At 58.4% G+C, this 11,772-nt stretch carries 11 protein-coding genes; 6 read left to right on the plus strand and 5 right to left on the minus strand.

Annotated elements, in window-relative coordinates; all coding sequences use genetic code 11:
• Positions 1 to 12: 12 nt before the first annotated feature.
• The 5 genes from HNQ50_RS02965 to HNQ50_RS02985 form a co-directional block, all read right to left on the minus strand.
• Positions 13 to 444 carry a YeeE/YedE family protein gene (locus HNQ50_RS02965; protein WP_184097386.1) on the minus strand — a complete coding sequence of 144 codons (432 nt, stop codon included), beginning with the start codon at positions 442 to 444 and terminating at the stop codon, positions 13 to 15.
• 11 nt (positions 445 to 455) lie between these two features.
• A complete protein-coding gene (locus HNQ50_RS02970) occupies positions 456 to 773 on the minus strand; it encodes an ArsR/SmtB family transcription factor (RefSeq protein WP_184097388.1) in 318 nt (105 codons plus the stop codon).
• 107 nt (positions 774 to 880) lie between these two features.
• Complete coding sequence (locus tag HNQ50_RS02975) at positions 881 to 1,297, minus strand: DUF805 domain-containing protein (protein WP_184097390.1); 417 nt, start codon at positions 1,295 to 1,297, stop codon at positions 881 to 883.
• Positions 1,298 to 1,412: 115 nt separating this feature from the next.
• Entirely contained in the window at positions 1,413 to 2,207 is a 795-nt protein-coding gene (locus HNQ50_RS02980; protein ID WP_184097392.1) for a transporter substrate-binding domain-containing protein, read from the minus strand.
• A gap of 226 nt (positions 2,208 to 2,433) precedes the next feature.
• Positions 2,434 to 3,573, minus strand: a complete 1,140-nt coding sequence (locus HNQ50_RS02985; RefSeq protein ID WP_184097394.1) for a metallophosphoesterase — start codon at positions 3,571 to 3,573, stop codon at positions 2,434 to 2,436.
• A gap of 238 nt (positions 3,574 to 3,811) precedes the next feature.
• On the opposite strand from HNQ50_RS02985, the gene HNQ50_RS02990 reads away from it, so the two are divergent.
• The 6 genes from HNQ50_RS02990 (at position 3,812) to HNQ50_RS03015 (ending at position 11,724) form a co-directional block, all read left to right on the plus strand.
• Positions 3,812 to 4,393, plus strand: coding sequence for a DJ-1/PfpI family protein (locus HNQ50_RS02990; RefSeq protein ID WP_184097396.1), 582 nt, complete (start codon positions 3,812 to 3,814; stop codon positions 4,391 to 4,393).
• A 16-nt stretch (positions 4,394 to 4,409) separates the two neighbouring features.
• Entirely contained in the window at positions 4,410 to 5,930 is a 1,521-nt protein-coding gene (locus tag HNQ50_RS02995; protein WP_184097398.1) for an FAD-linked oxidase C-terminal domain-containing protein, read from the plus strand.
• The gene (gene glcE / locus HNQ50_RS03000) at positions 5,930 to 7,027 is read left to right on the plus strand and encodes a glycolate oxidase subunit GlcE (protein WP_184097400.1); all 1,098 of its coding nucleotides are present in this window, start codon (positions 5,930 to 5,932) and stop codon (positions 7,025 to 7,027) included. The genes HNQ50_RS02995 and glcE overlap by 1 nt, the downstream gene beginning before the upstream one ends.
• Before the next feature lie 9 nt (positions 7,028 to 7,036).
• Positions 7,037 to 8,275, plus strand: a complete 1,239-nt coding sequence (gene glcF, locus HNQ50_RS03005) for a glycolate oxidase subunit GlcF (RefSeq protein WP_184097403.1) — start codon at positions 7,037 to 7,039, stop codon at positions 8,273 to 8,275.
• Positions 8,276 to 8,887: 612 nt separating this feature from the next.
• Positions 8,888 to 10,177 carry an MFS transporter gene (locus tag HNQ50_RS03010; RefSeq protein WP_184097405.1) on the plus strand — a complete coding sequence of 430 codons (1,290 nt, stop codon included), beginning with the start codon at positions 8,888 to 8,890 and terminating at the stop codon, positions 10,175 to 10,177.
• 296 nt (positions 10,178 to 10,473) lie between these two features.
• Positions 10,474 to 11,724 carry a porin gene (locus HNQ50_RS03015; RefSeq protein WP_373282220.1) on the plus strand — a complete coding sequence of 417 codons (1,251 nt, stop codon included), beginning with the start codon at positions 10,474 to 10,476 and terminating at the stop codon, positions 11,722 to 11,724.
• The last annotated feature ends 48 nt before the right edge of the window (positions 11,725 to 11,772 follow it).

An 11,772-nucleotide genomic window follows, 5' to 3' on the forward strand; every position in this document is an offset into this window, starting at 1 on the left:
GTACCTCCTTGCTTATCGCAAACCGTGTTGCAGCAACCAGACGGTGGCAAAGCCCGTCGCCATGAAACTCAGCGTGGCGATCAATGAACGCGGGGACAGACGCGCCAAACCGCACACGCCGTGACCACTGGTGCAGCCCGAACCCAGGCGAGTACCAAAGCCCACCAGGAGTCCGGCGACAATCAGCCAGGCGCTGGACGCGCTGATCTGGATTTCTGGCAGCACCGACCACCCGCGCCAAAGCCACGGCGCAATCAACAGACCGGCGACAAAGGCCCAGCGCCAGCCTGTGTTGCGCACCGGGCCTTGCAGCAGTCCGCCCACAATGCCGCTGATGCCGGCAATGCGGCCAGTCAGGAGAAACAACGCGCCGCTGGCAATGCCAATGAGCACGCCGCCGGCCAGTGCCGTAAAGGGAGAGAAATGTTGCCAGTCCAGGGTCATGAGGGGCTCGTTCAGTCTGCAGGGCAGTACAGGGTGTAGAGGGTTTCAAGCAGGGTGAGGACGCGACCATCGCTAATGCGGTAGTAGATTTGCTTACCATCGCGCCGCGTACTGACCAGGTTCTCTTGCCGCAATACGCCCAACTGCTGGGAGAGCGAAGGCTGCTGTAAATCAAGCAGGGACTGAAGCTCGCTGACGCTTTTTTCCCCCTGGCTGAGTTGGCACAGCAACAACAACCGATCCTGGTTCGCCAGCACACGCAGCGTCGCCGCAGCGGCCAGCGCACCCTGGCGCAGGGTTTGGGCAGAGGGGAGTTCAGGCGGGTTCATGATTTGCGATCAACACAGGCTCAACAATTTACATCATTATATTATATATAAAAATATAATGAAAAGTGTTGGGCACGCGCGGACCGGCTGCCTGGCGGCTGTTTAGTTCAGTGTTGGTGGTAAAACGGAGGAACAGGGGGTTCTGGTTCGTCGAAGTCGAGTCGTGGCGAAGGGCCAAAGCGGTTGGGGCCCGGTGTGCTTTGCTGCAACATGAACACCAGCAAAACAATGCTCCCCACGATGGGTAACAACGCCATGAAGAGCCACCAGCCGGCATGATCGCCATCGTGCAGGCGGCGTATGGCCACGGCCATGCTGGGGATCAGCACCGCCAGGCCATAGAGGGTACCCAGAATGCCGACGACCTCACCCTCTGCCACAAAGGTGGTGCCGATCAAATGATCAAGGGCGCGTAACAACAGCGAAATCAGCAAATTGCACAGCGCAAACATCCAGAACTCTTTGCGCCGGGCGCGGCCGGTGAAGCCGGTGTAGTTTTTCAGGACAGCCAGATACCAGTTCATGCGGGTTCTCCAAGGCTCCTTGAGGCTTTATAGCCGAAGATACCGCTGTATATGGCCTGATGCGCTGGAGAGGGAGTTGATGCGGGCGCAAGGCCCGCATCAGACACGCACGGGCTTATTTGGCCGGGGCGTTCTTGAGGAGGGTGATCTGGGTGTACTGATGGGCGATGCGATCCAGCGTACCGTCCGCCTTGAGCGCCAGCAGCGCCGCGTTGATCTGCTGGTGCAGGGTGGTGTCACTCTTGCGCACCCCCAGACCCATACCGCCGCCAAACAGCGCCGCGTCTTGCAAAGGGGCACCGACAAAGCTGTAGCCACTACCAAAGGCTGTTTTCAGAAAGCCGGTATAGGCCGCTTGCGCGTCTTGCAGTGAGGCATCGATCTTGCCGGAAATCAGATCCAGATACACCTTGTCTTGCGTGGGGTATTCCACCAGCGTGACGCCATAGGGTTCCCAGTGTGCGCGGGCCCAGGCATCAGACGTCGAGTCTTTGAGCACGCCAACCCGCTTACCCTTGAGCGCAGCAGGGGTGGCTTGCAGCTGACTGGCCTTGCTGGCCACCAGTTGCACGGGCACGTTGTAGATGGCGTCGGTAAACGCAATGCTCTTGCTGCGTTCTTCCGTGATGTTGAGCGACGAGCCGATCAGATCAAAACGAGCGGTCATCAGGCCGCTGATCAGTTTGTCGAACGGGGTTTCCACCCAACTGCACTGGGCATCGAGCTTTTTGCAAACGGCGTTGAGGATATCGATATCCAGGCCTTGCAATTTACCGGCCGCATTCTTGGAGGCAAACGGCGGGTAAGCCGTATCGATGCCGATGCGGATGGCTGGCCCTTTGGCCGCCAGTGCCGCGCTGCTGCCGCAGGCCAGCATTAGTGCAAGCACAAGGGACTTGTGCAACTTCATGTGTCTCTCCGTCTGGTACGCTACCTGATTGGTATTTGATTGATTGTTTTATGCTAAATGCATGGGGGCGACACTCTGTCAGGAGTCCTCCGGCATCGCAAGACCGTTCGTCTCCAAGGGCGTATTCACGCTGAAAAACGGTCATCTGCGGCAGGTCTGGCGCCCAAAAACAACATGGCTGCCCGCAGGCAGCCATGTTGGCATCTCCAACCTCTCAACGCCGGTTTCAGCCGGCCGTAACCAGCCGTACGCGGGTGATCTCGGAGGGCGCGCCAAAGCGTTTGGGCGGTCCCCAATAGCCCGTGCCCCGGCTGGTGTACACCCAAAGGCGGTTCAGCCGGTTGAGCCCCGCTGTAAACGGCTGCTGGAAGCGCACAAACAGGTTCCATGGCCAGAATTGGCCGCCATGGGTATGGCCGGACAATTGCAGATCAAAACCGGCTTTTGCCGCGGCAGTGGCAGTGCGCGGTTGATGCGCCAGCAACACGCGTGCGCCGGCGTTATCCGGTGCACCGGCCAGCGCGGCTTGCGGGTCGCTGCGCTGGGCTTCATTGAAATGGTGGGCGCTGTAGTCCGTCACGCCCGCCAGGACCAGCGGCGAACCATCGTGATCCAGCACCACGTGCTCGTTCAGTAGCACATGGAGACCCAGGCGGCGCAACTCGGCAGTCCATTCATCTGCACCGGAGTAGTACTCATGGTTGCCTGTCACAAAGTACGCGCCATAGCGGGCTTGCAGACGGGCCAGGGGCGCAGTGTGCGGGCTCAGGTCGGCCACGCTGCCATCAACCAGGTCACCGGTGACGGCAATGACATCAGGCTGCAGTGCATTGACCTTGTTGACGATGGCATCCAGATAGCGGCGTTTGATGGTTGGCCCCACATGGATATCGCTGATTTGCACAATGGTGAAGCCGTTCAGCGCGGCGGGCAGGTTATCCAGCGGTACATCGATCTGGACCACGCGGGCCCGCCGCCGCGCATTGGCAAAACCAATAAGGCTGACGACCAGCGCCAGGACCGGTACAGCGACGGCAGAGGCCGTGACCAGTTTGGTAAGACCATTTGCCGACAGCGCCAAAGTGCCCAGCAACAAGACGGGCTCCCGCAGCAGCGTGAGCACAAACAAGGAAGAAAACAGCCCCATGGCAATCAGCCCGACCCAGGACAGCCGGTCTGACAAAGGCTGACTGGCAATGCCACGGGCAATCAGGCCCAAAGGCAGCAAGAGGGTAGAGAGCACCAGGAAGACGACTGCGGCGGTATCTACCGCTGGCCCGAACGGTAATGCGGGAATTAACCGCAGGCCGATATACACATGCAGCAGCGCAACAATGCTGACCGCAAACAGGAAACGACGACGCATGTACTTGCTCCGGATAAACGTCAGTGCGGAAAAGCCGCACCCAGATCAGGTGGGTGGGCGGCACAGCATATTCAAGCGTCATGAATGCCATCCGGTACAAGAAATCCAGATAAACACCGGGCACTGGCTGGTACTGTCAGGCGGGTGTAAAACAAGAACGGCATTCGTCATTTTTGTGTACTAGCTTGAAGCCAGGGCGGCGGGTTTTGCCGATGTTGCGATTCTGCGGAGAAACATCATGAGCGCAAAAAAGATACTGGTTCTGGCGGGCGACTATGTTGAAGACTATGAACTGATGGTGCCGTTTCAGGCGCTGTTGATGGTGGGCCATCAACTGGATGTGGTTTGTCCTGGCAAGAAAGCGGGTGAGCAGATTCGTACGGCCATCCATGATTTTGAAGGTGACCAGACCTATAGCGAAAAACGCGGCCACAACTTCACCCTCAATGCCACGTTCAGCGAAATCAACCCCGCTGCCTACGATGCCTTGCTGATTCCAGGCGGGCGGGCGCCAGAATATATCCGCTTGAACACCGACGTTTTGAATGCCGTCCGTCATTTTGCCAAGGCGGACAAACCTATCGCCGCAATCTGCCACGGTGCGCAATTGCTGGCCGCCGCCGGCGTGCTGGAAGGGCGCACGTGTTCTGCCTACCCGGCCTGCGCGCCGGAAGTCCGCCTGGCCGGCGGCAGCTATGCCGAGATCGAGATCAGCGCGGCGCATCGGGACCGCAATCTGGTCACCGCGCCGGCCTGGCCCGCCCACCCGGCCTGGCTCGCTGCATTTCTGGACGTGCTCGGCACCCGCATTACTTTGTGAGCCTATGGCCCAAGCCATGACGACTGATGCGGGCAGCCACCACGCTTCTGCTTTGGATACGCCGCCGACCAGCGCCGGTGCGCAATTGCGCGCGCGGTTGTTGAATGCTTTACAAACGGCGGTGCCCGGCTGCCAGGTGCTGACGGGAGAGGAGAATCTGGCGCCTTATGAGACAGATGCGCTACCGGTATACCGGCAATTGCCGCTGATGGTGGCGTTGCCGGATGACGAATCGCAAGTGCAGGGCGTACTGCGTGAGTGTCGGCGGCTAGGCGTACCGGTGGTGCCCCGAGGCGGGGGCACCAGTTTGTCCGGCGGGGCCACACCCATGCCCAACAGCCTTGTGTTGTCCCTGGCGCGGCTGACGCGGGTGCTGGAGGTTGACCCGCTGGCGCGGACCGCGACCGTCCAGCCTGGCGTGCGCAATATCCGCATTTCTGAAGTCGCTGCGCCGTATGAACTCTATTACGCACCCGACCCATCGTCCCAGATTGCCTGCACCATCGGCGGGAATGTGGCCGAGAACGCCGGGGGTTTGCATTGCCTGAAATACGGGCTGACCGTGCATAACATCCTGCGCGTCAAAGCCATCAGCATGGATGGTGAAGTGCTTGAGTTTGGCTCGCTGGCGCCAGATGCACCAGGACTGGATTTGCTGGCGCTGTTGATCGGCAGCGAGGGCATGTTTGCGGTGGTCACCGAGATTACCGTGCGGCTGATCCCCAAGCCGCCCGTGGCCAAACTGGTGCTGGCTTCGTTTGACGACGTGGAAACCGCCGGTGACGCCGTCGCCGCCATTATCGGTGAAGGCATCATCCCGGCCGGGCTGGAAATGATGGACAAGCCGGCGATTGCCGCCGTGGAGGCATTTGTCCATGCCGGCTACGACCAGGAGGCCGCCGCCCTCCTGTTATGTGAGGCAGATGGTAACCGCGAAGAAGTGGCAGAAGAGGTCGCCCGCATTTGTGCTGTATTGCAGCGGCATGAAGTCCGGGATGTACAGGTCTCCAGCAACGAGGCCGAGCGGCTCAAATGGTGGTCTGGCCGCAAGAACGCGCTGCCGGCCGCCGGGCGGCTGGCCCCGGATTACTTCTGCATGGATGGCAGCATACCGCGGCGCGCTATTGGCAAATTGCTCAAGCGTATTCAGGGCATGGAAGAGGTTTACGGCCTGCAGTGCCTGAACGTGTTTCATGCCGGAGACGGCAATCTGCATCCCCTGATCCTGTTTGATGGCAACGACGCTGACCAGTTACGCCGGGCCGAGGATTTCGGGGCTGACATTCTGGAGCGCTGCGTGGAACTGGGTGGCACCATTACCGGTGAACATGGCGTGGGCATCGAAAAACTGAACTCCATGTGCGTGCAGTTCACGCCCGCCGAGCGCGAGACTTTTCTGGCGATCAAGCGTGCGTTTGATCCGGCCGGTTTGCTCAATGCCGACAAGGGGATTCCCACGCATGCCCGCTGTGCCGAGTACGGTCATATGCATGTCAGCGGCGGGCGCTTGCCGTTCCCGGATATCGAGAGGTTCTGATGCCCCTGCCGGCAGTGACATCCTCGCCCGTGCTGGAGCGCCTGCGCGAACAAATCGGGGCTGCGCGGGCGGCTGGCGGCATGTTGCGTATTCGTGGTGGCGACAGTAAAAGCTGGTACGGCAACCCGGTGCCCGGCCCGGTGCTGGATGTGCGCGACTATGCCGGCGTGGTGGCGTACGACCCTGCTGAACTGGTGATCACAGCACGTTGTGGCACCCCTTTGGCCGAAATCGAAGCCACCATCGCCCAAAATGGACAAATGTTGCCGTTTGAACCGCCGCACTTTGGCCCGACTGCCACCCTGGGCGGTTGCATTGCGGCGGGCCTGGCTGGTCCGCGCCGGGCGTACGCGGGGGCGATCCGGGATTATGTGCTGGGTGTGACCATCATGAACGCGCGCGGCGAGGTGATGCGGTTTGGCGGTCAGGTCATGAAAAATGTGGCCGGTTACGATGTGGCGCGGCTGATGGCCGGGTCACTCGGCACATTGGGGGTGATTCTGGATGTATCGCTACGGCTGTTGCCGGTACCGGTCGCCACGCACTCGCTGCGGTTTGTGATGGATGAAAACCAGGCGATCGAAACGCTGAATCACTGGGCCGGCAAGCCGGTTCCCATGAGTGCATCCGCCTGGCATGAGGGCGAATTATTGTTGCGTTTGTCCGGCAGCAAGGCTGGCGTCCAGTCGGCCATTGCCCAACTGGGGGGCGATCTGGTGGCAGACGACGGTTCTACCGCGTACTGGCAAGCCTTGCGTGAACAGACCAGTGATTTCTTTGCGCCTTCCGCCACCGCGCTGTGGCGTATTGCCGTACCACCCACCACCCCGGCGCTGGCGCTGGAAGGCGCGCAGTGGCTGGAGTGGGGCGGGGGACTGCGCTGGTGGCGCACGCCGGAACCTGCGGCAGAAATCCGCCGCGTTGCCGAACGGGCCGGTGGGCACGCCACCTTGTTCCGGCGCGGGACCAACACTGAAGGCGGGTTGCCGGCTTTTTCTTCCATACCCGGCCCGCTGGCCGCGATACAACGGCGCCTCAAGGCGGTGTTCGATCCAACGGGCATCTTTAATCCATGCCGTATTGACCCGCGCTTCTGACCAGACCCCATGCAAACGCGTCTACAACAAGCCATGCGTGAAACCCCGGAGGGCGAGGAAGCCGAGGCCATTTTGCGCAAATGTGTGCATTGCGGCTTTTGCAATGCGACCTGCCCCACGTACCAAATCCTGGGGGATGAACTGGATGGCCCGCGCGGCCGGATCTATCTGATCAAACAAATGCTGGAGGGGCATGCCACCAGCGCAGATACCCGGCAACATCTGGATCGTTGCCTGACGTGCCGCAATTGCGAAACCACCTGTCCGGCCGGTGTCCAGTACGGCCGCTTGCTGGAAACCGGGCGCAGGCTGGCGCTCAAACGCAATCCACGATCACTGACCGAACAGGCTATGCGCCGCGCGCTGGCGGCCTTTCTGCATACGGGGGTGCTGTTTACGCCCGTACTGCGGCTGGGCCAGGTGTTGCAGGCGGCCTTGCCGGCGGCAGTGGCGGATCATATTCCCGCGCGGCGTCCCGCAGCCGGTGTCTGGCCACGCATGACGCATGAACGCAAGGTCATTTTGCTGCAAGGCTGTGTCCAGCCCGCCATGGCCCCCAACATCAACCGGGCAACCGCACGGGTGCTGGATCAGGCCAGCATTCAGGTCCTGCGTGCCTCCGCAGCGCATTGCTGCGGCGCCATTCACCAGCATCTGGATTTTGAAGCAGCGTCTTTGGCCGATGCCAGACGCAATATTGATGCCTGGTGGCCGCTGATTGAAGGCGGTGCAGAAGCGATTGTCAGCAATGCTTCGGGTTGTGGCGTGGCGCTCAAGGAATATGGCCACCGTCTGCGCAACGATCCGCACTATGCCCGCAAAGCCGAACAGATTTCTGCCATGACCAAAGACATTGCCGAAGTCCTGGAGCCCCATGCTGCGCAACTGGCGCAGGAGGCGCGCTTTCCACCGCCGGCTGGCGTGGCTTTCCACCCGCCATGCACTTTGCAGCATGGCTTGCAAATCCGCGGCAAGGTCGAGGCAATACTGGCCGCCTTTGGCATCAATGCCCGTCTGCCGCACGATGCGCATCTGTGCTGTGGTTCGGCCGGTACGTACTCATTGTTCCAGCCAGAATTGAGCCTCACCTTGCGTGACGAAAAATGCCGGGCGCTGACGCAGACCGGCGCCACCTGCGTGGCGACTGCCAATATTGGCTGTATTGCGCATTTGCAAAACGGGACGGCGATTCCCGTTGTGCACTGGATCGAGGTCATCGACAGTGTGCTTTGCGGCACTGCACTATAAATTGCACTGCTGATCCCGTTTTAGCCCGCCTCCAGCAAAACCAGCATCCACGCTACTTTGCCGCTGATCCCGCTATACCCCGCCAGCGGGCGGGCAGGGGTGTCGCCTAAAGGTTGCAGTCCATTTTTTGATATAACGCAAAAAAACTGTAACAGGCTGATTCACACTTTCTTCCTGCGGGCCCGCATCGGCCTTGGGTTTCCCCATTTTTTGCCGCTTACAGACCAAATGTAGTTTGATCCAGACGGCCTACAAAGCGCTTGTCATACTGATATATTAGGTGCAGCATTCTGATATATCACCAATGCAGTGCGAAACAGCACGAACTTGGTGCGCTGCACAAAAAATCACTGGAAGAACAGTACCCTACGTGAGCCCGATTGGTTGTTCCATTCGGAAAAACCGCAGGGTTTGGGTCAATCCGGGGTCGTGCAGACAAACACGCTGTTACTGGCGTAGATGGACTGAATTCAATTTGCAGAGGTCGGCGGTTTTGGCAAGCTAGCCATCACCTTAACGACCCGGTTAAATCCAGCCGCGCTGGAGTCCGGTATCTGGCATAAACCAGACCGGAGTGGCTGGCTTATCAATCAAGTGGTTGAAGGATATGTCATGAATAAAATCAAAGGCATGCGCTGGTGGATGGTGGGGTTGGTCACCGCGGGGCTGATTGTCAATTATCTGGCACGCAATACGCTGTCGGTTGCCGCGCCCACCATGATGGAGGAGATGCATTTCACTGCCAAAGAGTACTCATGGATCGTGGTCTCCTGGCAGATCTGTTATGCATTTATGCAGCCTGTTGCAGGCTATGTTCTGGATACGATCGGCACCAAGATGGGTTTTGCCATTTTTGCGCTGGCCTGGTCCGTGGCTTGTGCCGGTGCTGCAATGGCAACCGGCTGGCAGAGCCTGGCGTTCATGCGTGGTTTGCTGGGGCTGAGTGAAGCTGCGGGCATTCCGGCAGGTGTGAAGGCCACGACCGAATGGTTCCCGGCCAAAGAGCGCTCGGTGGCGATTGGCTGGTTCAACATCGGTTCTTCTATTGGCGCATTGTGCGCGCCACCGCTCGTGGTCTGGTCCATCCTGCATGGTAGCTGGGAGTGGGGCTTTCTGATCGTCGGCGGGCTGGGCCTTGTCTGGACCGGGCTATGGATGTGGCTGTACAAGCACCCCAAAGACCAGAAACACCTCTCTAACGATGAGCGTGACTACATCCTGGCCGGCCAGGAAGCCAAGTACAACGACACCAGCACCAAGAAGGCATCGTGGAAAGAAATTCTGCGTAACCGTGACTTCTGGTCCATCGGTATCCCGCGTTTCCTGTCTGAACCGGCATGGCAAACCTTCAATGCCTGGATTCCGCTGTACATGGCCACTGAACGCCATATGAACCTGAAAGAGATTGCCCTGTTTGCCTGGCTGCCGTTCCTGGCCGCTGATATTGGCTGCGTGCTGGGTGGTTATCTGAGCCCGCTGTATCACAAGTATTGCAAGGTATCGCTGTTTACTTCCCGCAAGATGGTGATGGTGACAGGTTCCCTGTGTATGGTCGGTCCGGCTTGTGTGGGTCTTGTTGCCAGCCCGTACGCTGCCATTGCCCTGTTGTGTGTAGGTGGCTTTGCCCACCAGACCCTCTCCGGCGCGCTGTATGCCATTACGTCTGACGTCTTCGGCAAAAACGAAGTGGCGACTGCAACCGGTCTGGGCGGCATGTTTGGTTACCTTGGTGCCACCCTGTTCACGCTGGTGTTTGGCGTGCTGGTCACCCAAATCGGCTACAGCCCGCTGTTTGTGGTGCTGGCATTCTTTGACATCGTGGCGGCCATCATTGTCTGCTTGCTGGCCCGTGAACGTGTCATCGTGACTCAGGCACCGGTGGGTGCGGTGGCTACGGCCTGATTATGATGAACATGACTGGTTGATCGATTAGCCAGAACGCCAGGCCCTGCGCAAAGGGTCTGGCGGACCGGATAGCAGTCTGGAAATACATATCTGACAGCCTGAACCAACAGACTGAACTAATACCTGGTACTGCATTTTTCCGTCTTTCTGCCGGAAGGGGCTTTTTACGCCCGCATTTTGCAATTGATAAAAAAGATTGCAGGTGAATTGCAGTACTTCAAGGCCGCATATATCGGCGTTATAAAACAGGGAGTAATACTATGGTAAGAAATGGCAATTTCAGAATGAAAGCCATGCTGCTGGCTGGCGCATCGGTTTTCAGTTGTATCTGTGCTCCGGCATTTGCCGATTTAAGCCAGGCCATGAAAGATCTTGATATTCAGACAACGATTTACGGTTTTCTGAATGGCCAGGTTGAATCGGTACAGGCTGATGGCGGGGCGACCCCATATAATTCACGCGGCCGCGTTTCCGATGGTAATTCGCGCCTGGGATTTAGCGGTTCTATTGGTATCAACCAGTACGCCAAAGGGATCTGGCAACTGGAAGGTGGCCTGAACAACTTTGAAAATGGCGGCGTTAATGATCAGGGCAGTTCTGCTACCCTGGAGTCGCGCAATACATTCGTGGGTATTGACGATACCCGTTTTGGTCGTTTTGTTGCGGGTAATAACGATTCGGCCTATCGCAGCCTCGTCGGTTCGGGGGGCGAGCTGGGTGGTAACCTGGGCATGACCTCGCATGGTCTGGATGTGCTCAACAATACCTCTGCCCAGATGACCGGTAACGCCAACAGCGTGTTCAGCCGTGGCGAAGCACGCTACAAAAACTCGGTGCATTACACATCGCCAACATGGGCGGGCTTTCAGGCTGCGGCTTCATACGGCTTTGATGAGAACGAAAGCAGTGGCGGCAATCGTGGTCGTTACTCGCTGGCAGCCAAATACGGTATCGCCGGTTTTGAAGTGGGTGTGGGCTACGATCGCCAGGCCAATACCGGTGTATTGACGGATAACCTCAGCTCCGGTTATGGCTTTCAGACCGGTTCGGTCAATAACGTCGATACCTATTTTTATAAGGTCGTCGCTTCGTACAAGTTCCCGACAAAAACCTATGTGGGCGCAGGTTATGAAGTTGGCAATTATGGCTACTCGCAATTCACGGCCGCTAGCGGCGGCAATCTTTATCCAAGCCTGACTACAGGCAGCATGAAACAAAATGCCTGGATGATTTCGGCCGCGCAGGATATTGGCGAAAACATTTCGCTGATGGCTGGATATGCCAAATTAGGCAAGCTGGATAACACCACATTTGCCAATCCGGAAGACTATGAAGCCACTCAATGGTCTTTGGGTGCCATGTATAAATTCAATGATTACCTGGCAACCTACGTCTATTACACCGATATCAAAAATAAATCCCAGCAAAGCGTGAATCTGGGACAAGCACCGATTTATAGCAACAATTCGGGCACAAGCAGCGCCTATCTGGCGCCGGGTGATAGCCCACGTGCATTTGGTATTGGTTTGATCGCGCACTTCTGATTTTCCGGCGCAAACGCGCCAGGACGCCATTGACCCAGCAAACCCCGG

The organism is Silvimonas terrae, from assembly GCF_014202765.1.
Taxonomy (GTDB): Bacteria; Pseudomonadota; Gammaproteobacteria; order Burkholderiales; family Chitinibacteraceae; genus Silvimonas; species Silvimonas terrae.